The organism is Janthinobacterium sp. CG_23.4 (assembly GCF_029892305.1).
Classification (GTDB): Bacteria; Pseudomonadota; Gammaproteobacteria; order Burkholderiales; family Burkholderiaceae_D; genus Janthinobacterium; species Janthinobacterium lividum_D.
On record NZ_JARXUX010000001.1, the window covers coordinates 565,607 to 587,240 of the forward strand.

General features: G+C 62.0%; 16 protein-coding genes. 10 read left to right on the plus strand and 6 right to left on the minus strand.

Features of this window, described 5'->3' with window-relative positions; all coding sequences use genetic code 11:
• Positions 1-33: 33 nt before the first annotated feature.
• Positions 34-438, minus strand: coding sequence for a hypothetical protein (locus H4V96_RS02550; RefSeq protein WP_070345806.1), 405 nt, complete (start codon positions 436-438; stop codon positions 34-36).
• A gap of 313 nt (positions 439-751) precedes the next feature.
• On the opposite strand from H4V96_RS02550, the gene polA reads away from it, so the two are divergent.
• The 3 genes from polA to H4V96_RS02565 all read left to right on the plus strand — a co-directional run bounded on the left by polA (position 752) and on the right by H4V96_RS02565 (position 5,563).
• On the plus strand, positions 752-3,502 hold the full coding sequence (gene polA / locus H4V96_RS02555) for a DNA polymerase I (RefSeq protein WP_196857043.1): 2,751 nt from the start codon (positions 752-754) through the stop codon (positions 3,500-3,502).
• A gap of 134 nt (positions 3,503-3,636) precedes the next feature.
• Positions 3,637-4,521 carry a dienelactone hydrolase family protein gene (locus tag H4V96_RS02560; RefSeq protein ID WP_010394775.1) on the plus strand — a complete coding sequence of 295 codons (885 nt, stop codon included), beginning with the start codon at positions 3,637-3,639 and terminating at the stop codon, positions 4,519-4,521.
• A 283-nt stretch (positions 4,522-4,804) separates the two neighbouring features.
• Positions 4,805-5,563, plus strand: a complete 759-nt coding sequence (locus H4V96_RS02565; RefSeq protein ID WP_010394777.1) for a ZIP family metal transporter — start codon at positions 4,805-4,807, stop codon at positions 5,561-5,563.
• Positions 5,564-5,708: 145 nt separating this feature from the next.
• On the opposite strand, the gene H4V96_RS02570 is transcribed toward H4V96_RS02565, so the two are convergent.
• The 3 genes from H4V96_RS02570 to H4V96_RS02580 are packed head-to-tail and all read right to left on the minus strand — an operon-like array spanning position 5,709 to position 8,658.
• Positions 5,709-6,560: a sulfurtransferase gene (locus H4V96_RS02570; protein WP_196857042.1), complete on the minus strand. Its 852-nt coding sequence runs from the start codon at positions 6,558-6,560 to the stop codon at positions 5,709-5,711.
• 13 nt (positions 6,561-6,573) lie between these two features.
• Positions 6,574-7,497, minus strand: coding sequence for a DMT family transporter (locus H4V96_RS02575; protein ID WP_070345803.1), 924 nt, complete (start codon positions 7,495-7,497; stop codon positions 6,574-6,576).
• A gap of 60 nt (positions 7,498-7,557) precedes the next feature.
• Entirely contained in the window at positions 7,558-8,658 is a 1,101-nt protein-coding gene (locus H4V96_RS02580; RefSeq protein ID WP_196857041.1) for an aromatic ring-hydroxylating dioxygenase subunit alpha, read from the minus strand.
• 416 nt (positions 8,659-9,074) lie between these two features.
• On the opposite strand from H4V96_RS02580, the gene H4V96_RS02585 reads away from it, so the two are divergent.
• The 4 genes from H4V96_RS02585 (at position 9,075) to H4V96_RS02600 (ending at position 14,605) form a co-directional block, all read left to right on the plus strand.
• Entirely contained in the window at positions 9,075-9,326 is a 252-nt protein-coding gene (locus H4V96_RS02585; protein WP_010394784.1) for an exodeoxyribonuclease VII small subunit, read from the plus strand.
• Positions 9,323-10,234 carry a polyprenyl synthetase family protein gene (locus H4V96_RS02590; protein WP_261980777.1) on the plus strand — a complete coding sequence of 304 codons (912 nt, stop codon included), beginning with the start codon at positions 9,323-9,325 and terminating at the stop codon, positions 10,232-10,234. Before H4V96_RS02585 ends, H4V96_RS02590 begins: the two co-directional genes overlap by 4 nt.
• Positions 10,235-12,103: a 1-deoxy-D-xylulose-5-phosphate synthase gene (gene dxs, locus H4V96_RS02595; protein WP_010394789.1), complete on the plus strand. Its 1,869-nt coding sequence runs from the start codon at positions 10,235-10,237 to the stop codon at positions 12,101-12,103.
• A 342-nt stretch (positions 12,104-12,445) separates the two neighbouring features.
• Complete coding sequence (locus H4V96_RS02600; protein WP_280720677.1) at positions 12,446-14,605, plus strand: FUSC family protein; 2,160 nt, start codon at positions 12,446-12,448, stop codon at positions 14,603-14,605.
• A gap of 106 nt (positions 14,606-14,711) precedes the next feature.
• Here H4V96_RS02600 and H4V96_RS02605 read toward each other — a convergent pair whose 3' ends face one another.
• Positions 14,712-15,266 (minus strand): cob(I)yrinic acid a,c-diamide adenosyltransferase, encoded by a 555-nt coding sequence (locus H4V96_RS02605; protein WP_010394792.1) that lies wholly within the window; start codon positions 15,264-15,266, stop codon positions 14,712-14,714.
• Positions 15,267-15,418: 152 nt separating this feature from the next.
• Between H4V96_RS02605 and H4V96_RS02610 the strand changes: the two genes are divergently transcribed.
• From H4V96_RS02610 to glcF, 3 genes are read left to right on the plus strand one after another with little or no spacing between them, the layout of a single operon-like run.
• Positions 15,419-16,909: an FAD-linked oxidase C-terminal domain-containing protein gene (locus H4V96_RS02610; protein WP_196857039.1), complete on the plus strand. Its 1,491-nt coding sequence runs from the start codon at positions 15,419-15,421 to the stop codon at positions 16,907-16,909.
• Between the two features lie 16 nt (positions 16,910-16,925).
• Complete coding sequence (gene glcE / locus H4V96_RS02615; protein WP_196857038.1) at positions 16,926-17,996, plus strand: glycolate oxidase subunit GlcE; 1,071 nt, start codon at positions 16,926-16,928, stop codon at positions 17,994-17,996.
• 6 nt (positions 17,997-18,002) lie between these two features.
• Entirely contained in the window at positions 18,003-19,232 is a 1,230-nt protein-coding gene (gene glcF / locus H4V96_RS02620) for a glycolate oxidase subunit GlcF (RefSeq protein WP_196857037.1), read from the plus strand.
• Here the strand turns inward: glcF and H4V96_RS02625 are convergent.
• Positions 19,225-21,336, minus strand: a complete 2,112-nt coding sequence (locus H4V96_RS02625) for an EAL domain-containing protein (RefSeq protein ID WP_196857036.1) — start codon at positions 21,334-21,336, stop codon at positions 19,225-19,227. The two genes, glcF and H4V96_RS02625, sit on opposite strands and share 8 nt — an antisense overlap.
• Positions 21,337-21,634 lie beyond the last annotated feature (298 nt).

The window sequence follows — 21,634 nt, forward strand, 5'->3', positions numbered from 1 at the left end:
GGTGGCCGGGGCAGGGTAAAAGATAGTGGCTGCTTACTTCGCTGCTGCTGGGGGTGCTGGCGGTGCTGGCGCGTCTGCAGCCTCTTCATCGCGTTGTTTCTGTTTTTTCTTGCCCAGGTCGAATTCCAGCACTTTCCATTGTGGGCCGCGCAGGGCGCTGCCGTTGGCCTGGTCTGCGCCGGCGGCCGGCTTCATGTAATAGGTGCTGCCGCCGGTGGTGACTTTGACTTCGCTGGTCACGCCCGCTTCGCGTTTTTCGCTAATTTGTTGTTTGGCGGCCGCTGGTGCCACGGTGATCGGCGCTTCACCCATTTCCTCGATACGCTCGAGCTGTGGCGGCGCTTCGCTCGGTTTGGCCGGCGTCTGGGCGCTGGCAATGGCCGAAGCTGCCAGCAGGGGCAGGGCGAGGAATGTCCAGAGTGTCGATGTACGCATCATGATGGGTTTGCTTCCATGGGTTCGCTTGCATGTATAGGACTGCAGCGCGTGCAGTGCTCTAATGCCGTCAATTTATGTATAGGCCATTGTAACAAACTGGTAAGCAAAGCTGCTCAATACGGTTGATTAAATGCGTGTAAATAGACCCTGGCCGCCGGCCGGGTCGGCAGGTGGGGCGCCAGTCGTGGCGCATTGCACAAAAAACGGCAGCCGCGTCCCCGGTGGCGCGGTCCTAAACTCTGCGATAATTGGGCGATATTTGACCCGCCCGCCGCTCTCGGGGCGGGCGCGCTCACCTTATTTTATTGGCATTATGCACAACACCCTGCTGTTAGTCGACGGTTCCAGTTACCTTTATCGCGCCTTCCATGCGCTGCCCGACCTGCGCAGCCCGGACGGCTATCCCACGGGCGCCATGCACGGCATGGTCAACATGCTGCGCCGCCTGCGCGCCGATTACCCGGCCGCCTACATCGCTTGCGTCTTCGATGCCAAAGGTAAAACTTTCCGCGATGATATGTATCCCGAGTACAAGGCCACGCGCGCCTCGATGCCCGATGACCTGCGCCTGCAGATCGAACCGATCCACGAAGCCGTGCGCGCCATGGGCTGGCCTATTTTGATGGTCGACGGCGTGGAAGCCGATGACGTGATCGGTACCCTGGCCGTGCAGGCCGCTGCCGCCGGCATGAACGTGGTGGTGTCAACGGGCGACAAGGATCTGGCGCAACTGGTCAACGGCCAGGTGACCCTGATCAACACCATGAGCAATGAAAAGCTCGACGAAGCGGCCGTGCTGGCCAAGTTCGGCGTGCCACCGCAGCGCATCATCGATTATCTGTCGTTGATCGGCGATACGGTGGACAACGTGCCTGGTGTATCGAAGTGCGGCCCGAAAACGGCCGTCAAGTGGCTGACCTTGTACGACAGCCTGGAAGGCGTCATCGAAAATGCGGCCCAAGTGGGCGGCGCCGTGGGTGAAAACCTGCGCACGGCCTTGCCATGGCTGCCGCAGGCGCGCGCCTTGATCACTGTCAAGACCGATTGTGATTTGTCGCAGCACATGACGACGATCGCCGACTCGCTGGCGGCGAAACACGAAGACAAGGAAGCGCTGCTGGCCTTCTTCAACCGCTATGGCTTCAAGGCTCTGCTGCGCGAACTGGGCGCCACGCCGCCGCCCATGTCGCCAGTCGGCGCACCGGTAGCGACGACGAACATGACCGGCGACATGTTCGCCGATGCCGCACCAAAGGTCGAAGCCGTCTATGAAACCGTGCTGACGGATGAGCAGCTGGACAAATGGCTGGCCCTGATCGATGCGGCGTCGCTGACGGCTGTCGACACGGAAACCACGTCGCTCGAACCGATGACGGCGCAAATGGTCGGTATTTCCCTGTCCGTGGCCGAACACGCCGCTTGCTATATCCCGCTGGCCCACGATTACGCGGGCGCGCCGGACCAGTTGACGCGCGAGCACGTGTTGGCGAAACTGCGCCCATGGCTGGAAGATGCGCACAAGCCCAAGCTTGGGCAGAATCTGAAGTACGACAGCCATATCTTCGCCAACCATGGCGTGACGTTGCGCGGCATCGCCCACGATACCTTGCTCGAATCGTATGTGTTCGAATCGCACAAGAAACACGACATGGACAGCCTGGCCCTGCGCCACCTCAATTACACGACGATCCCTTTTGAAGACGTATGCGGCAAGGGCGTCAAGCAGATCACGTTTAATCAGGTGGAAGTGGAGCGGGCGGCCAGCTATGCGGCCGAGGATGCCGACGTCACCTTGCGCTTGCACAATGCCATGTGGGGTAACGTGGCCAACGATGACAAGCTCACCTTCATCTATGAAAAGATCGAGATGCCGACGGCCGTGGTCTTGCAAAAGATCGAGCGCAACGGCGTACTGATCGACGACGAGCTGCTCAACATCCAGTCGGCCGAACTGGCCGCGAAGATTCTGGAACTGGAAAAGAAGGCGTATGAACTGGCCGAGCAGCCGTTCAACCTGGGTTCGCCCAAGCAGATCGGTGAAATCTTCTTTGAAAAGCTGAAGTTGCCGGTAGTCAAAAAAACCCCGACGGGCGCGCCGTCGACCGATGAAGAAGTGCTGCAAAAGCTGGCCGAGGATTATCCGCTGCCCAAAGTGCTGCTCGAATACCGCGGCTTGGCCAAGCTGAAATCGACCTACACGGACAAATTGCCGAAGATGATCAACGTCAGCACGGGCCGTGTGCATACGAACTATGCGCAAGCCGTGGCCGTGACGGGGCGCTTGGCATCGAACGACCCGAACTTGCAGAATATTCCCATCCGCAGCGCGGAAGGCCGGCGCATTCGCGAAGCCTTCATTGCGCCGCCGGGCAGCCATATCGTCTCGGCCGACTATTCGCAGATCGAATTGCGCATCATGGCACACATCTCTGGCGACGAAGCGATGCTGCGCGCGTTTGCCGAAGGCATCGACATTCACCGCGCCACGGCCGCTGAAATTTTTGGCGTGCCAGCCGCGGAAGTGCAGAGCGAACAGCGTCGCTACGCCAAGGTCATCAACTTTGGTTTGATCTACGGCATGAGCGCGTTTGGCCTCGCCGGTAACTTGGGCGTGGACCGCACGGCCGCGCAAAGCTATATCGACCGCTACTTTGCGCGTTTTTCCGGTGTGAAACAGTACATGGAAGACACGCGCCAGCAAGCCAAGGCGCGCGGTTACGTGGAAACCGTGTTCGGGCGCCGTTTATGGTTGCCGGAAATTAATTCGCCGAACGGCCCGCGCCGCCAGGGAGCCGAACGGGCGGCGATCAATGCGCCCATGCAGGGCACGGCTGCCGACCTGATCAAGCTGGCCATGATCGCCGTGCAAGACTGGCTGGAAACAGACGGCTTGCAAACGAAGATGATCATGCAGGTGCACGATGAATTGGTGCTGGAAGTGCCCGACGCGGAACTGGAACTGGTCAAGCGCAAGCTGCCGGAACTGATGGCTGGCGTGGCCGAATTGAAAGTACCGCTCACTGCCGAGGTAGGTATCGGTAAAAACTGGGATGAAGCGCATTGATGCTGCGTCGGCTTACGCGGGGCATGCCCCGCTAAGCCGACCTACATGTTTAACAATAGCAATGAGCGTAGGTCGGCTTAGCGCGCAGCGCGTAAGCCGACATTTTTTGTCAACACACCTTTCAGGAGAAACGCATGAGCGACATGATCACCGATTGTGAAAGTTTGCTGGGCCAGAGCAGCTTGTCCGGGCCGGATGGCCGGCGTGGTTTCCTGAAGGTGGCGCTGGGCGCGGGCTTTGCCGTGGCCGTGCTGCCCGTGGCGGCGCAAAGCGTCATCAAGACCGATTCTGCCGGGCTCGTCACAGGCAGCATGTCGGTGATGGTCGATGGCCAGGCCGTGCCCGTGTATGCGGCGCAGCCGGAAGGCAAGACGGGCTTGCCCGTGGTCTTGGTCATTTCGGAAATCTTTGGCGTGCATGAGCACATTGCCGACATGGCGCGCCGCTTCGCCAAACAGGGCTATCTGGCGCTGGCACCCGATTTGTTCGTGCGCCAGGGCGACCCTACCAAGGTGGCCAGCATTCCTGAACTGTTGAAAGGCATTATCGCCAAGACGCCCGACGCGCAAGTGATGGCGGACCTCGACGCGGTTGTTGCGTGGGCAAAACAGAATGGCGGCGACACGAGCCGCCTGGCCATTACCGGCTTTTGCTGGGGCGGGCGTATCACCTGGCTGTACGCGGCGCACAATCAGGCCGTCAAGGCGGGCGTGGCCTGGTATGGCCGCCTGGTGGGTGAGCCGACCCCTTTGCAACCGAGCAATCCCATCGATATCGCCGCGACCTTGAAAGTCCCCGTACTGGGTTTGTACGGCGGCAAGGATACGGGCATTTCGCAGGAATCGATTGCCAAGATGCAGGAGGCGCTGGCCAAGGGCGGCAAGCAATCGCAATTCGTCGTCTACCCCGATGCGGGCCATGCCTTCAACGCCGATTACCGCGCCAGCTATGTGGCGGCCGATGCGAAAGACGGCTATGCGCGTTGCCTGGCCTGGTTCAAAACGCATGGTGTTGCCTGAGTTTGCGGCCTGAACGGCGCTAAAAGTGCCTGATGACGCTATTTTTTCCATCCCTTGATGTGAAAAACGCGAAAAACGCGAAAGGCGCACCGGGCTGTAAAGTGCCCGGTGTGCGTCAATGCAGTACAATTGCATCTCCATCGCGCTACGCTGCCGCCAAACGCACAAAAAATTAAGTAATAGATAACAGCGTATGCATCAGGCCAGACGCCAGCATCGCGGCGCCAGTGACCCGGCGCCATTTTGAGGTAAGAAAATCATCGATCCCGTCCTTATATCCATTTTGCTCGCGACCACGCTCGCGGGCGTCTTCAGCATTACTGCGGCGGCGATCTTTTCGTTTGCATTCTTGTCCAAAGTGGTCGAGCGCATGGTCAGCTTGTCCGTCGGCATCATGCTGTCGACGTCGCTGCTGCACGCCTTGCCTGAAGCGTTCGAGTCGCAAGCGGACCCGCGCAGCCTGTTCGCCACCTTGCTGGCGGGCTTGCTGGCCTTTTTCATGCTGGAAAAGTTCGCCATCCTGCGCCATTCGCACCACCATGAAGGCGATGGCCACCAGCATGCGCACGGCCACGACAAGCACGAAGCGGGCAAGGCCGGCTGGATGATTTTAGTCGGCGACGGCATGCACAATTTTACCGACGGCATCCTGATCGCCGCCGCCTTCCTGGCCGATCCGAAACTGGGGCTGGTGACGGGCCTGGCCATCATCGCGCACGAAATCCCGCAAGAAATCGGCGACTTCATCGTGTTGCTCAATGCCGGTTTTTCGCGCCTGCGCGCCTACATCTTCAATCTGCTGTGCAGCCTGATGGCGGTGGCCGGCGGCTTGCTTGGCTATTTCACCCTGGACCGCGCCAGCAACCTGATTCCTTACGTGCTGGTGTTCGCCTCGTCCGGCTTCATCTATATTGCCCTGTCCGACCTGATGCCGCAGATGCAGCGTCGTTCGACCCTGCGCGAAACCATACCGCAAGTGCTGCTGATCGCATTGGGCGTATGCATCGTGCTGTTTTTGACGCATAAACGCCACGGCGGCTGATGCACGGGCTCAGTGCGCCGGGCATGGCCTTGCGGTTGCCAGCGGGCGCTGCAGGCGGCACTGGAATGGCTGCATCAAGCGTCGGGGATAAGATCGCAGTTATCCACCAACAAAAAAATGGCGGACCATCTGGCCCGCCATTTTGTTAGTTGCCCGTCGCCACGGGCCGCGCCGGATCGGCGCACCATTCGCTCCACGAACCCGGATACAGGGCCGCGCCGCTTAAACCGGCCACTTCCAGGGCCAGCAGGTTATGGCACGCCGTGACGCCGGAGCCGCATTGCAGGATAGTAGATTTAGCCGTGCTGATCAGGCCCGCGAATTCCTGCTCCAGTTCTTTAGCGGATTTGAAGCGACCATCCGCCTGCAAGTTATCCTTGAATAAACGGTTTTTCGCGCCCGGGATATGGCCGCCCACGGGGTCGATGGTTTCGTTTTCGCCACGGAAACGATCTGGCGCGCGCGCGTCGAGCACCTGCAGTTCCTGCGTGGCCAGGTTCGCCAGCACCTCCTGCACGCTGACCGTGCGCGTCAGGCTGACTTTTTCCGTGATGTTGCCTGCTGCGCGCGGTGCCACGGGCGTGACCAGCGGCAAACCTTGCGCCTGCCACGCGCCCAGGCCGCCGTCGAGTACGGCAACGGCCGGGTGGCCTACCCAACGCAGCAGCCACCATAAACGGGCGGCGAACATGCCGCCCTGGCCGTCATAGGCGACCACTTGCGTGTCGTCATTGATGCCCCAGCCGCGCAAGGTGGCCAGCAGGGCGTTGCGGTCGGGCAAGGGATGTCGGCCCGTAAAGTCCGCGCCCCGCGCTGTTTTCGGGCCGGACAGGGCCGTGTCGATATCGGCAAACTGCGCGTTCTGGATGTGGCCAGCGGCAAACGCATCGCTGCCGGCAGTGGGGTTGAGCAAGTCGTGGCGGCAATCGAGGATGACCCAGTGGCTGTCATTGAGGTGGCTGGCCAGTTCACTGGCCTGTAACAGGGTGGTGTACATCAGTAACGCTCCTTTACACTTCGCTGGCGATGGGATCCGTGCGCGCGATGGCGGCGCCACGGGCCGTGTTGCGGGTATTGTAATAGGTTGCCGCGATGCCGGAGGCGAGAATGATGCCGATGCCGGCCCAGCCATGCCAGTCGAACAGGTCGCCAAAGATCACCACGCCCCAGAAGCTGGAAAAGACGATGCCCGTGTATTGCAAGTTGGCAACCACGAGGGTTTTGCCCAGGCGATAGGCGCGCGTCATGGCCATCTGTGCCATGGTGGCGCATAGGCCGATCACGGCCAGCAAGCCGATGCCGTAGCCGCTCGTGTGCGCGTGCCAGACGACGGGACCGCCGCCGGCGCTGGCCACGTTGCCGATCACGCCGGCGAGAAAATTGACGACCGAGAAATAAAACACGACACGGTATTCGGGTTCGCCCAGCAAGCCCAGTTTGCGCACCTGCAAATAGGCGAGGGCCGATAGCATGCCCGAAATCAAGGCCGTGATGGCGCCAGCCACCTGGTCCGTCTCGAACACGGGTTGCAGCAGCAGGGTCACGCCGACAAAGCTCATGGCAATGGCTGCCACCAGCGGCCACTCGACTTGCTGCGTCGCTTTCCACCAGCCGCCCGCGAGCAAAATCACGGCGATCCAGATGGGCGCCATGTAATTGAGCGTCATGGCCGTGGCCAGCGGCAGGATGGCGATGGCATAAAACCACAGCCACAGGGCGATCACGCCCACCACGCCGCGCCACAGATGCTGGCCCGGCAGCGTGGTTTTAAAGCTGCCGCCCTGGTACAAAATCGTACAGCTCATGACGCTCATGCCGATGATGCCGCGATACATGACGATTTCGGAAGTCGAATACAACTCCGACGCCAGTTTCACGCACACGCCCATGATGGCGAACATAAAGCTGGCAAACAGCATCCACAACGATTGCATTGGATTCCTGGAAATTGGAAGGATAAAAAAAAGGGCCGCGCAATGCGGCCCTTCTACTAATTACAGTTCGATATTGTTGCGGTACCACTCGTGGAAATGCTGCATGCCGTCTTCCATGGGCGACTGGTAAGGCCCCACTTCATTCTCGCCGCGCGCCATCAGGGCTTTGCGGCCGGCATCCATGCGCAAGGCGATCTCATCGTCCTCGACGCAGGTTTCCATGTAGGCGGCCCGTTCTGCCTCGACGAAGTCGCGCTCGAATAGCACGATTTCCTCTGGGTAATAGAACTCCACCACGTTGCGCGTCTTTTGCGGGCCATCGGGCCACAGGGTCGAGACGATCAGCACGTGCGGATACCATTCGACCATGATGTTCGGGTACAGGGTCAGCCAGATGGCGCCATACGGTGGTGCTTCGCCGCCACGCAATTGCAGCACCTGCTCTTGCCATTTTTTATACGCAGGCGTACCAGCCTGCTGCAAGCCGCGGTGCACGCCCACCGTTTGCACGCTGTAATCGTTGCCGAATTCCCAGCGCAGATCGTCGCAGCTGACAAAGCTGCCCAGGCCAGGGTGGAACGGTTCCACGTGATAATCCTCGAGGCAGACTTCGATGAAAGTCTTCCAGTTGTAGTCGCATTCGTGGATTTCCACGTGGTCAAACATGTAGCCGGAAAAATCGAGTTCTTTCGAGACGGATAAATCTTTCAATTTTTCCATCACGTTGTAGCCATTTTGCTCGAACAGCAAGCCATTCCAGCTTTGCAGCGGCTTTTTCGACAGGTTCAGGCACGGCGTCTCGGGGAAGTGCGGCGCGCCGATCAATTTCCCCTTCAGGTCGTAGGTCCAGCGGTGCAGAGGGCAGACGATATGGTGCGCATTGCCGCGGCCATTGAACATCAGCGCCTGCCGGTGGCGGCACACGTTGGAGAGCACTTCGATGCCATTGGCGTTGCGCACGAGCATGCGCCCCTCGTTCTCAGACGCCAGGGTCGCAAAATCGCCGGTTTCCGGCACCATCAGCGCATGCCCGACATAGCGCGGGCCGGCTTGGAACAATTGCTGCATTTCACGCTGCAACAGCGTTTCGTCAAAATAGACGTGGACCGGAAGTTGCGCGTTTGAACGCGCCAGCTTGGCGTGAGTAGCCAGATCGGACATCCCAACCCCCCATAAATGTACAACGGTCAGCAGTGCCCCAGGCCATTCCCTGGGCAGCCGCTACAGAGAGAAAGAATCCGCAAAGACCTGAATTCAAATTTGTTGAAACGGTATTTCGGACACAACCGGCGATTATAGCGTGTATCGGCCTCGGCATTGCCAAAACCCTCCAGCAAATAGGCGGCTTTAATGAGATTAATGAGAAATATTGTCATTTGCAGTACAATTTCCGGCCGCAGGGAACGATTGCGCTAGAATTCGCCGCCAAGCCGGCAGCGTGTTTGCCTTTGAGCACACCGCTTGCGCTTTAGTTTTCACTTAATAGTGTAGTTTGTTCTAAAATAACGCTTCTATGCTGGCCGGGAGTCCCCGGCGTCTCCCTACATACCCCTCGTGCCACGAAGAGATCTGAGTCTATGTCGAAGAAATTAACTGCCGCTGCCGCCGCGCCGGCCTCGTTTGAAGAGGCAATGGCGGAACTGGCGCAGCTGGTAACGCAAATGGAAGCGGGCCAGTTGCCGCTGGAAGCATCGGTCGCGGCGTATCAGCGCGGCTCGGAACTGGTCAAGTATTGCGCCACCCAGCTCGATAGCGTCGAAGCGCAGGTGAAAGTATTGGAAGGCGACATGTTGAAACCGTTCGTCGATGCCGGCGAGGCCGCGCTATGATGGCCAATGTGCAACAAGACGGCGTGACCTTCGGCGACTGGATGCAAACTACGCAGTCCGGCGTGGAAGGCCGGCTCGATCAATTCCTGCCAGCGCCAGACGTGGTGCCGCACAAGCTGCACGCGGCCATGCGCTATGCGCTGCTGGGCGGCGGCAAGCGCGTGCGCCCGCTGCTGGTGATGGCGGCCGGTGAATTGTTTGATGCCGATCAAGACACCCTCGCGCGTGCCGCTTGTGCGCTCGAAATGATACACGTGTATTCGCTCGTTCACGACGACATGCCTTGCATGGATGACGATGCCTTGCGCCGTGGCAAGCCGACCGTGCACATTGCCTACGATGAAGCGACGGCCCTGCTGGTGGGCGATGCGCTGCAATCGCAAGCGTTCATGCTGCTGGTCGACGGCACGGCCATTCCACCGGCGCGACAAATGGCCATGCTCAAGCTGCTGGCGCACGCCTCGGGTTCCTTTGGCATGTGCGGCGGCCAGGCGATTGACCTCGATAGCGTCGGCCTGGCCTTGACCTTGCCGCAGCTGGAACAGATGCATCAATTGAAAACGGGTGCCTTGTTGCGCGCGGCCGTGATGCTGGGCGCGCTGGCGGGCAAGGACTTGACGTCGGACGAGGTGACGGCGCTCAATGCTTATGCACGCGCCGTCGGACTGGCGTTCCAGGTGGTCGACGATGTGCTCGACGCGACGGCCGATTCGGCCACCCTGGGCAAGACGGCAGGCAAGGATGCGGCGGCCAACAAGCCGACCTACGTATCGATACTGGGGCTGGAACCATCGAGAGCCTTGGCAGAACAATTGCGGTGCGACGCCCATGCGGCGCTGGCGCCATTCGGGGACAAGGCACGCCGTTTGCGCGAGCTGGCGGACCTGGTCGTGCAGCGGAAGGCATAAATGAAACTGTTAGAAACCATCAATGAACCAGCACAAGTGCGCAAGCTGGCCCGCTCGCAACTGGTGCCGCTGGCGCAGCAATTGCGCAGCTTCCTGCTCGACTCCGTTTCCAAGACGGGCGGCCATCTGTCGTCCAACCTGGGTACGGTCGAGCTGACCGTCGCGCTGCACTATGTGTTCAACACGCCGCATGACCGCATCGTCTGGGACGTGGGTCACCAGACCTATTCGCACAAGATTTTGACGGGCCGCCGCGAGCGCATGCATACCTTGCGCCAGAAGGATGGCATTTCCGGCTTCCCGAAACGTGACGAGAGCGAGTACGACACCTTCGGCACGGCGCATTCGTCGACGTCGATCTCGGCGGCGCTGGGCATGGCGCAGGCGGCCAAGATCAAGGGCGACCCACTGCACGCGATCGCCGTGATCGGCGACGGTTCGATGACGGCCGGCATGGCCTTCGAGGCGATGAACAATGCAGGCGTGCAGGAAGACGTCAACCTGCTGGTGATCTTGAACGACAACGATATGTCGATCTCGCCACCCGTGGGCGCGCTGAATCGCCACCTGGCGCGCTTGATGTCGGGCCAGTTCTATGCGGCGGCAAAAAATGTCGGCAAGTCGGTCTTGCCCGGCCCCGTGCTGGAGTTGGCGAAGCGCTTCGAAGAGCACGCCAAGGGCATGGTCGTGCCGGCCACCATGTTCGAGGAATTCGGTTTCAACTATATCGGCCCCATCGACGGCCACGACCTCGATTCGCTGATCCCGACCTTGCAAAATATCAAGCAATTGAAGGGCCCGCAATTCCTGCATGTGGTGACCAAGAAGGGGCAAGGCTACAAGCTGGCCGAGGCGCAACCGATTTTGTACCATGGCACGGGCAAGTTCAACCCGGCCGAAGGCATCAAGCCGGCCACGGCACCGGCCAAGATGACGTATACGGAAGTGTTCGGCAACTGGCTGTGCGACATGGCGACGCACGACAAGCGCCTGGTGGGCATCACGCCGGCCATGCGCGAAGGTTCGGGCATGGTCAAGTTCGAACAGCAGTTCCCCAACCGATATTTCGACGTCGGTATTGCCGAGCAGCATTCCGTGACCTTCGGCGCGGGCCTGGCGTGCGAAGGCCTGAAACCCGTCGTGGCCATCTATTCGACTTTCCTGCAGCGCGCCTACGATCAACTGATCCACGACGTGGCGCTGCAAAACCTCGACGTGACGTTTGCGCTGGACCGCGCCGGCCTGGTAGGCGCCGATGGCGCCACGCATGCTGGCAATTACGACATGGCCTTCCTGCGCTGCATCCCCAATATGGTCGTCATGGCCGCGTCCGATGAAAACGAATGCCGGCAAATGCTCACCACGGGCTACCACTACCCAGGCCCGGCAGCCATCCGCTATCCGCGCGGTGCCGGTGCCGGCGTGGCCATCGTGCCGGAATTGACGAGTATCGAAATCGGCAAGGGCGAGATCAAGCGCCAGGGCAAGCGCAGCGCCATCCTGGCCTTCGGTTCCATGGTGGCACCTAGTGTGGCGGCGGGCGAGAAGCTCGACGCGACGGTCGCCAACATGCGCTTCGTCAAGCCGCTCGACGTAGCGCTGCTGAAACAGCTTGCCGCTGAGCACGATTATCTGGTGACGGTGGAAGAGGGCTGCATCATGGGCGGCGCCGGTTCGGCCGTGGCCGAGGCTTTGGCAGCGGAGGGCATAGTCAAGCCGATTTTGATGCTCGGCTTGCCGGACGTCTTCATCGACCATGGCGACCCCGTGCAACTGCTGAAAAGCGTGGGCCTCGATGCTGCCGGCATCGCTGCCTCGATCGAACAGCGCTTCGGCGCCTCTCAGCCGCGCCTGGCCGCCGTCAGCTAACGCCGTTTTCCTGCGGACAGAAAAACGGCACTGTGGTGTTAATGCCGTTCAGTTAGTATGTTAGTGATGCTATTTTTAGCCCAAGAACTTGGACAGGGGTCGGTCACTTCGTGATCGGAATGTGCTCCATTGAAGCACATTCCCCCGGCGGGTCCGACCCAGCTCTTTGCCTCTGGGGTTAGCGAATTTACTGGCGCTCATCAATCACGCCAAAACCCTTAACTGAACGGCATTAGCGCTGCGGGGCCGTTTTTTTTCGCCTGCAGCGATGTTACGCTGCACTGCAACATTTTTCGTCCGGGAATGCTACGATGACGCTTTGATACCTTCTCAAAGTCGACCTTGCATTTCAGGAAACTTCACCGCCGTACACGCGCACTGGCCGCCCGCTCGCTGACGGGCATGCACGCCTACACCGACACCCTGGCGCAGCGCCGTCCCCTGTGGATGGTCACCCTGGCCATCGACGAAACCAATCTGTCCGAGGGCTTGCGGGCCGCCTGCGCCTCGAGCGCCATGCTGCTGCTGGGCCTGTTGTTCGAGCATCCCGATTTTTCCTGGGCCGCCATCGGCGCCTTCTGGACTTGTCTTGCCGACGCGGCCGGCACGCGGCGCATGCGCTTCGTCTCGATGCTGGGCTTCGGTTTGCTGTCGACCGTTGCCGGCGGCTTGACGGCGCTGGCGGCCGGCCAAGGTGTGGCGGTGGCGGCTATTGCCGTGCTGCTGTTTTCCTGGGCCGGCGCGCTGGCGCGCATCTGGGGTGCGGCCACGGCGCAAGTCGCGATCCTGGCGGCCACGGCCTGCGTAGTGATGGTCACGCATCCGCTGGACTCGATGACGCAGACGGCGCCGTTCCTGGGCCTGTACATGTTTGGCTGCCTGTTTGCCACCGTGCTCAGTTTTACGCTGTGGCGCATCCACCCGTTCGGCCCAAGCAGGCGCGCCATCGGCATCGCGTATTCGCGCCTGGCCGGCATCGCGCGCGACAATGCGCGCTTCCTGGCGCAGGGCCAGGCGCTGCCGGACGCCGCTGCGCATGGCGCCAACTACCGCTCGCAGGCGCGCGCCGCGCTGGAGGCGGCGAGAGTAGCGCTGGCCGCCGTGCCGCCTGCGCGCGCGGGCCGCAGCATCCTGTACGACAACCTGTTGCTGGCGCTCAGCGATGCTGAACGCATCTTCGCCTATCTGATCGCCGTCACGCATACCTGCGAGCGCGAGCAGCAGCGCTTGCACCAGGACCCGCGCGCGCGGCGCAGCCTGGAAGTGATGGCCGTGCTGTTGCGCCGCCTGGGACTAGTCGTGCAGCGCCAGCCGGAAACGCCGCCCCTGCTCCTGCAGCGTCGACTGGCTGTGTGCGGACGGCGCCTGGAAGCGGCACTGGGTGCCTTGCTGCCCTTGCGCCTGAACGTCGACTTCATGGAACTGGGCTTGCCGCGCGCGACGCAGTTGCCGTGGCGCCAGGCGGCCTTCCTGGCGCTGGGGCAGGCGTGGCAGACGGCGAAAGTCAACGCCACGCCACAGTCGCTGGGCTGGCGCCATGCGGCGCGCGTGTCGCTGGCGACGACGGCCGGCTTCCTGCTGGTCGAGGCGCTGCAGATTCCCTTTGGCTACTGGGCCACCATGGCAACGTTACTGATATTGCAGCCGTCCGTATCGACCACTTGGCCGCGCGGCATCGAGCGCGTTGCTGGCAGCGTGCTGGGCGCCGTGCTGGCCGTGCTGATCGGCCTGGCCGTGCACACCCCGCTGGCCATTTCACTGGTGGTGTTTCCCCTGATCGTCGCCACCATGGCTTTGCGCCGCGTCAGCTACAGCCTGCACGTGTTGTTCATGACGCCGGCCTTCGTACTGGTGGCCGACTATGCGGCGCCCGCCAGCGAAATGGTGTATGCCGCCAGCCGCCTGGGCAACAATGTGCTCGGTTGCGTGCTGGCCCTGGTGGCCACGTTTTTCCTGTGGCCGGACCGCGAGGCGGACGATTTGGACCAGCGCCTTGCGAAAGCCGTGTCGGCCAATCTGAAATACCTGCTGGCCGTGCTGGTGGCAGGCGGACGCTGGGATAGCGCCATCGCGCACTTGCGCCGCGAGGCGGGACTGGCCAGCAATAACGCGGAACAGGTGTTGCAGCGCCTGCGCATCGAGCGCCGTCTGGATCGCAGTAGCGGCGTGGGCCTGGCGGCGCTGCGCACCTTGCCGCTGCTGCGCCGCGTGGCGGGCAGTACGGCTCGCATCAGTTTGAGTCCCCAGGCCGAGCCGGCGCCGCCCGCGCTGCAGCAGTGGATTGCCGCAGTCAGCGGGGAAATCGATGCGCTGCTGCGCGGTGTGTCGGGCACGCCTTCCTGCGCGCCCTGCGCCAGCGACGGCTTGACCGCCCTGCAAGCCGATGCCGTGGCCCAGGTGCAGTTACTGCGTGGCTTGCTGCGCGAGCATGTGCACGTTCAAGGGGCGCCGGAAAAAATTGACGCAGGCCGCAGACTAGGGGCCGCCCACCCTGTCCCGTGATGACTGCCATGGCGCATGGTTCTCATTGCGCGTTAGCAGTGTTGATACCCGATGAGGCAGCGTGACGCGTGACGGGGTGGCGATAAAAAATGCAGCGCCGGCGGCCTTAGGCGCGCGCGCGGTCATGCCGCCACAGCACGTCGCTGCCGCCGGCAAAGCGGTTCAGCACGCGCGACAGCACGAACAGCAAGTCCGACAAGCGGTTCACGTACTGGCGTGGATGTTCGTGCAGGGTTTCCGCATTGGCCAGCGTGACGATGCTGCGCTCGGCGCGGCGGCACACAGTGCGGCAGACGTGCGCCAGCGAGGCTGCGCGTGAACCGGCCGGCAAGATGAATTCACTCAGGGCGGGCAAGTCCGCATTGTATTTCGCCAGTAAATCATCAAGGCGCAGCACATGCTCTTCCTTGATCAGCTGGTAGCCGGGGATGCAGATTTCTCCGCCCAGGTCGAACAGGTCGTGCTGGATGGCTACCAGCTCTTCGCGCAAGGCGTCGGGCATGGCTTCGCACAGCAGCAAGCCGATATTGGAATTGAGTTCGTCCACGTCGCCCATGGCGTGAACGCGGGCGCTATCCTTGCTGGTGCGGCTGCCGTCGCCCAGGCCTGTGCTGCCATTGTCGCCCGTGCGGGTGGCGATTTTCGAAAGTCGGTTGCCCATGATGCTGATCCTGTCAAAGAAGAATGGAAGCAGCATACGACACTGCGCGCCGCCTGACCGCAGATTTGCCTGCAAATTGGACAAAAAATGCGCTGCGCGCCACTTTTGTGCTTACAATCAGTACACGACCATGCCTGTCTGCCCCCTATCTTATGCTCAAAGCCGCCCCTAAATCCGGATTCACCGTCGCACGCCAGCAAGCTGTCGTCGCGGCCCTGCTGGCCGTGCTGCCGGCTCGCTGCGTGCTGTCCGACGCCGAAGATACGCGCCCGTACGAATGCGACGGCCTGGCCGCTTACCGTCAGTTGCCGATGGTGGTCACCTTGCCCGACACGGAAGAGCAAGTCATCGCCATCCTCGGCGTCTGCCGCGAGTTGAATGTGCCGATCGTGCCGCGTGGCGCCGGCACGGGCTTGTCGGGCGGCGCCTTGCCCATCGCCGACGGCGTGGTGCTGTCGACGGCGCGCCTGAACCGCATCGTGCGCCTCGATGCCTACGCGCGCACGGCCGTGGTGCAGCCGGGCGTGCGTAACCTGGCCATTTCCGAAGCGGCGGCGCCGTACGCGTTGTATTACGCGCCCGACCCTTCGTCGCAAATCGCCTGCAGCATCGGCGGCAACGTGGCGGAAAACTCGGGTGGCGTGCATTGCCTGAAATACGGCCTGACCGTGCACAATGTGCTGCGCGTGCGCGTCGTTACCATCGCTGGCGAGGTGCTGGAATTGGGCGGCGAATGCCTCGATTCGCCCGGCCTCGACCTGCTGGCCGTCTTCATCGGCTCAGAAGGCATGCTCGGCATCGTCACCGAAGTGACGCTCAAACTGATCCCGAAGCCGGCCACCGCGCGGGTCATCATGGCGTCGTTCGGCGACGTCGTCACGGGCGGCAATGCGGTAGCCAACGTGATCGCCGCCGGCATCATCCCGGCCGGACTGGAAATGATGGACCAGACGTCCTCGCGCATGGTCGAACCATTCGTCAAGGCTGGCTACGACACCGATGCGGCGGCCATTTTGCTGTGCGAAGCGGACGGCACGCACGAGGAAGTGGAAGAGGAAATCGCCCGCATGACGGCCGTGCTGGAAGGGGCCGGCGCCAGTGCCATCGCCGTCTCGCAGTCGGAAGCTGAGCGCATGAAGTTCTGGTCCGGCCGCAAGAACGCCTTTCCCGCCGCCGGGCGCATCTCGCCCGACTACTACTGCATGGACGGCACCATCCCGCGCAAGCGCCTGGCCGAAGTCCTGACCGGCATCGCCGCCATGGAAACGACGCATGGCTTGCGCTGTGCGAACGTGTTCCACGCGGGTGACGGCAATCTGCATCCTTTGATCCTGTTTGACGCCAACGAGCCCGGTCAATTCGAGCGCGCCGAAGCGTTTGGCGCGGACATCCTGGCCCTTTGCGTAGCAGTGGGCGGCACCATCACGGGCGAGCATGGCGTGGGCATGGAAAAGATCAATTCCATGTGCGTGCAGTTTACGCGCGCCGAACTCGATGCCTTCTTTGCCGTCAAGCGCGCCTTCGATCCCCACGCCTTGCTGAACCCGGACAAGGCGATACCTACCTTGAACCGCTGCGCTGAATTTGGCAAGATGCATGTGACGGCCGGACGCCTGCCGTTTGCCAACCTGCCGCGTTTTTAATTTTCCGGAGACTCCTTTGCAAGCGATAGTGGAACAATTCAGGCAGCGCATCGTCGCCGCCAGCGCAGCGGGCAGCCCCTTGCGCTTGCGCGGCAGCGGTAGCAAAGACTGGTATGGCCAGCAATTCGACGGCGAGGTGCTCGATACGCGCGCGTATGCCGGCATCATCGACTATGAACCGACCGAGCTGGTGATCACGGCTCGTTGCGGCACGCCGCTGGCCGAGATCGAGGCGGCGCTGGCCGCGCGCAATCAGATGCTGGCCTTCGAGCCGCCGCATTTCGGCCCCGGCGCGACGGTCGGTGGCGTTGTCGCTAGCGCCTTGTCCGGCCCACGCCGGGCCAGTGCCGGCGCGCTACGTGATTTTGTGCTGGGCGCCGTGCTGATGGACGGCCATGGCGAACGCCTGGCTTTTGGCGGGCAAGTCATGAAAAACGTGGCCGGCTACGATGTCTCGCGCCTGCTGGCCGGCTCGCTGGGGACATTGGGCCTGATCCTGGAAGTGTCGCTGAAAGTACTGCCCTTGCCGCTGCGCGAAGCGACCTTGCGCGTGGCGTGCGCGGAAATCGCCGCCTTGCGCATGCTCAATGAATGGGCGGGAAAACCGTTGCCGATATCGGCCAGCTGCTGGCATGACGGCGTGCTGACGCTACGCCTGTCCGGCGCCGAAGCGGCCGTGTCGGCGGCGCTGCGCACGCTGGGCGGCCAGTTGCTGGCAGCCGAAGACGCGGCCGCCTTCTGGTTGTCCGTGCGCGAGCAGACGCACGCTTTCTTTACAGACGCGGACAGCCTGTGGCGCTTATCGTTGCCGCCGCACGCCAGCGCCATGATTTTAAAAGGGCAGCAACTGATCGAGTGGGGTGGCGCGCAGCGCTGGCTGAAGCTCGATGCCGCCGCCGACGTGCAAGGTGCTCAGGAAATCCGCCAGGCGGTGGCTGCCGCCGGCGGCCACGCCACCCTGTTCCGCGGCGGCGACAAGACGGTGGGCGTGTTCCATCCGCTGGCGCCGGCTGTTGCAACTATCCACCAGCGCCTGCGGCAGGCTTTCGATCCTGCCGGCATCTTCAACCCGCATAGAATGTATTGAGCGCGCATGCAAACCAATCTCGCCGATTTCATCAAAAATACGCCGGCAGGCGACGAAGCCGAAGCCATCCTGCGCGCCTGTGTGCATTGCGGCTTTTGCACGGCCACCTGTCCCACTTACCAGCTGCTGGGCGATGAACTCGGTGGCCCGCGCGGACGCATTTATTTGATCAAGCAAGTGCTCGAAGGCGCGCCCGTCACTGCCAAGACACAGATGCACCTGGACCGCTGCCTGACCTGTCGCAACTGTGAGTCGACCTGTCCCTCGGGGGTGCAGTACGGGCGCCTGGTCGACATCGGCCGCAACGTCGTCGATCAGCGCGTGCAGCGCCCCTTGCGCGAGCGGGCCTTGCGCTTCGCGCTGAAGCAAGCCTTGCCGCGCCGCTGGCTGTTTACGCCCGTCTACAAGGCGGGGCAGGCGCTGCGGCCCTTGCTGTCAAAAAGCTTGCAGGACAAGCTGCGTCCGGGCGCCGAGGCTGGCACATGGCCCACACGCCAGCATGCGCGCAGCATGCTGCTGCTTGACGGCTGCGTGCAGCCGGCCATGTCGCCGAACATCAACGCGGCCACGGCGCGCGTGCTCGACGCCTTGGGCGTGCAGCTGGTCAATGTGCCGAAGGCCGGCTGCTGCGGCGCGCTGCGCCATCACTTGAACGACCAAGAGGCGGCGCTGGACGATATGCGCCGCAATATCGATGCCTGGTGGCCGTATGTCGAGAGCGCGGAAGCCATCGTCATGACGGCGTCTGGTTGCGGCGCCACGGTGAAGGAATATGGCCATCTGCTGGCGCACGATGCGCAGTACGCGGACAAGGCGCGGCGCATCGCCGCGCTGACGCGTGATTTGTCCGAGATCATGCCGGCGTTTGAAGCGCAGCTGGTGGCGCAGCTGAAGGGCGGCATCGGCAAAAGAGTCGCCTACCACCCGCCATGCACCCTGCAGCATGGCCAGCAAGTGCGCGGCAAGGTGGAGCAGGTGCTGCGCGCCGTCGGCGTCGACGTGCGCCTATGCGCCGACAGCCATCTGTGCTGCGGTTCGGCCGGTACGTATTCGATCTTGCAGCCGGCACTCTCGCAGCAGCTGCGTGACAACAAGGTGGCGAACCTGGAAGCGTGCGAGCCGGAGATGATAGTGTCGGCCAATATCGGCTGCCTGAGCCACCTGCAGTCGGGCACGCAGACGCCCGTGCGGCACTGGATCGAGCTGATTGACGCGGCCTTGAGCGCCGTTAAATAGGCGTTTCGCTGTACTGCGCGATGCGCCATTGCGGGGCAGGGATGAAATTATTTGCCCACTCCAGCACGGCGTCAGCCTGCATGGGGCGGGCGATACCGTAGCCTTGCGCGAGGTCGCAACCGAGCTGTATCAGGCGTGCGCCATGCTCGACGCTTTCCACGCCTTCGGCGATCACTGTCAGGGAAAATGAACGGGCCAGGCCGATGACGGCGCGCACCAGGTGCAGGTCGTCGCGGTCGTTGAGCATATTGCGCACGAAGCTCTGGTCGATCTTGACGATGTTCGCCGGCAGGCGCTTCAAATAGGACATCGACGAGTAGCCGGTGCCGAAATCGTCGAGCGCGAACGTGATGCCCAGCGCCTGGCAGGCGCGGATGATGCGGCGCACGTCCTCGATGTCGTGCAGGGCTGACGATTCGAGGATCTCCAGTTCCAGCATGCTGGCGCACACGCCGGGAAATTCGCCAAGGATGGTTTCCAGGCGCGAGACGAAGTTTGCTTGCTGGAAGTGGCGTGCCGCGATATTCACGCTGACCACCCAGTGCTTGCCGGCGGCGCTCCAGCGCTGCATCTGCCGCAGGGCCTGGCGCAGCACCCATTCGCCGATGTTGATGATCAGGTCCGTCTGCTCCACCAGCGGCAGGAATTGCGCGGGCGCCAGCACGCCGCGGCGCGCATGCTGCCAGCGTAGCAGTCCTTCCATGCCCACCACGGTGCCGGCGCGCATGTCCACCTTGGGCTGGTAGTACAGCCGCAGCTCGCCGTTGATCAGGGCATGGCGCACTTCCGTACGCTGGTTATGGTGAGTGCGCACTTCTTCATCGAGGTTGGTGTCGAAGAAGTGGTATTGGTTGCGTCCCGTCAGTTTCGCCTGGTAGACGGCGTGGTCGGCGTGGCGCAGCAGGCTTTCCGTATTCAGATCCTTGCCCGCGTAGACGGCGATACCGACGCTGGCCGTCATGTGCAGCGCCTGCTGGTCGCACTGGTAGGGGTGGCTCAATTCCTGCAACAATTGCGTGACATTGTGTTCGATGCTGGCGATGTTGGCCTGGCCGCACAGCAGAATGACGAATTCATCGCCGCCCAGGCGCGCCGCGTAGTGGACCTGGCCCGTAAAGCTGTGCAGCCGGCCCGCCACCTGCTTGAGGATTTCATCGCCCGCTTCGGCGCCATGGCGGTTGTTGATGGCCTGGAAGTGGTCGAGGTCGAACAGGCAGATGGCCAGCAGGCGCTGACGTTCGCGCGCGAGGAACAGTTCCTGTTCGAAACGGGCGGCCAGCGCGGCGCGGTTCGGCAAGCCCGTCAGCACATCATTGTAGTTCTGCCATGACATTTTTTGCATCGCTTGCTGCATGTGCACGGTCTCGTTCAGTTGTTCACCCAGTTGGCGCTGGCTGGTCTTGAGTGAGCTCAACAGCTCTTCGATATCGCCGGCCATGCTGTTGAACGACTGTGATACCGCGTGCGCTTCGGGCGTGGTACCGGCTGCCAGGCGCACGCCGAAGTTGCCTTCACGGAAGCGGTCGGTCGCTTGCACGAGCCGCGCCAGCAGCCGCCGGTGCGATGCCAGGATCATGCCCAGCAGGAGGAAGACCAGCACGATATTGATGGCGCTGAGGACGGCCTGCTCGCACACCCTGTGCCACACCTGCGCCAGGGGCAGGCCGGGCGTATAGTGCAAATCGAGGACGCCGTCGCCGCCGTCGGGCAGCGCCACTGTCAGGCGGCTGCGCATGGCCGTGATGCCGGCCAGGTGCGCGAACCAGACCGGTACGCTGGCCGTAGCAGTGCCGGCCAGCGCTGTGTCTGCCAATACCTCGACCTGTCCGTCAGATGTATGCCAGCGCGCGGAGGCGAGGCTGCGGTTCAGCGGCAGGGCGCTGCGCAGCACTTGGCGCACGCTGTCGTGCATTGCGTGGCGGTCAGTGCGCACGGCCAGCGGCAGCACCTTATTGGCCAGGAACAGGTCGAGTTGCCGGGCATCGCTCTGGTAGCGCGCGCTGGCCAGCGCGCTTTCAGTACTGAGCAAGGCATGATAACGGACAGCGGAAACGACGAGTATCAGGCAGGAAATAGGAATGAATAGGCGGCAATAAATGCCCATCCGCATCCATGAAGCTATTATTTTCCCAAAGACTGGCATCGTTTTTTGATCGATATTGACGAATAATTATGTCAACATTATCACCGAAATTTGCTATTGGAAACACAATAATAATATCAAGCATGAAATAAACACGGATAGCTTGTGAACTGACCCCGTAAAGTTGGACGGTTAAGTTTGTTAGGCGGCCAAGGGCTGGGTTCTGTATTGCACGGGACTCCCCCTATGTCAGGATAGATGTCGCGTCACTTGAATCACTTTAATCCATCCGGGGGCGGAGCAAAGACGTATAGTGAAT

What these genes read in the sequence shown, in the direction of transcription:
- H4V96_RS02550 (WP_070345806.1), bottom strand. Translation starts at nt 438, where the DNA reads ATGATGCGTACATCGACACTCTGGACATTCCTCGCCCTGCCCCTGCTG.
- polA (WP_196857043.1), top strand. Translation starts at nt 752, where the DNA reads ATGCACAACACCCTGCTGTTAGTCGACGGTTCCAGTTACCTTTATCGC.
- H4V96_RS02560 (WP_010394775.1), top strand. Translation starts at nt 3,637, where the DNA reads ATGAGCGACATGATCACCGATTGTGAAAGTTTGCTGGGCCAGAGCAGC.
- H4V96_RS02570 (WP_196857042.1), bottom strand. Translation starts at nt 6,560, where the DNA reads ATGTACACCACCCTGTTACAGGCCAGTGAACTGGCCAGCCACCTCAAT.
- H4V96_RS02575 (WP_070345803.1), bottom strand. Translation starts at nt 7,497, where the DNA reads ATGCAATCGTTGTGGATGCTGTTTGCCAGCTTTATGTTCGCCATCATG.
- H4V96_RS02580 (WP_196857041.1), bottom strand. Translation starts at nt 8,658, where the DNA reads ATGTCCGATCTGGCTACTCACGCCAAGCTGGCGCGTTCAAACGCGCAA.
- H4V96_RS02585 (WP_010394784.1), top strand. Translation starts at nt 9,075, where the DNA reads ATGTCGAAGAAATTAACTGCCGCTGCCGCCGCGCCGGCCTCGTTTGAA.
- H4V96_RS02590 (WP_261980777.1), top strand. Translation starts at nt 9,323, where the DNA reads ATGATGGCCAATGTGCAACAAGACGGCGTGACCTTCGGCGACTGGATG.
- dxs (WP_010394789.1), top strand. Translation starts at nt 10,235, where the DNA reads ATGAAACTGTTAGAAACCATCAATGAACCAGCACAAGTGCGCAAGCTG.
- H4V96_RS02605 (WP_010394792.1), bottom strand. Translation starts at nt 15,266, where the DNA reads ATGGGCAACCGACTTTCGAAAATCGCCACCCGCACGGGCGACAATGGC.
- H4V96_RS02610 (WP_196857039.1), top strand. Translation starts at nt 15,419, where the DNA reads ATGCTCAAAGCCGCCCCTAAATCCGGATTCACCGTCGCACGCCAGCAA.
- glcF (WP_196857037.1), top strand. Translation starts at nt 18,003, where the DNA reads ATGCAAACCAATCTCGCCGATTTCATCAAAAATACGCCGGCAGGCGAC.
- H4V96_RS02625 (WP_196857036.1), bottom strand. Translation starts at nt 21,336, where the DNA reads ATGGGCATTTATTGCCGCCTATTCATTCCTATTTCCTGCCTGATACTC.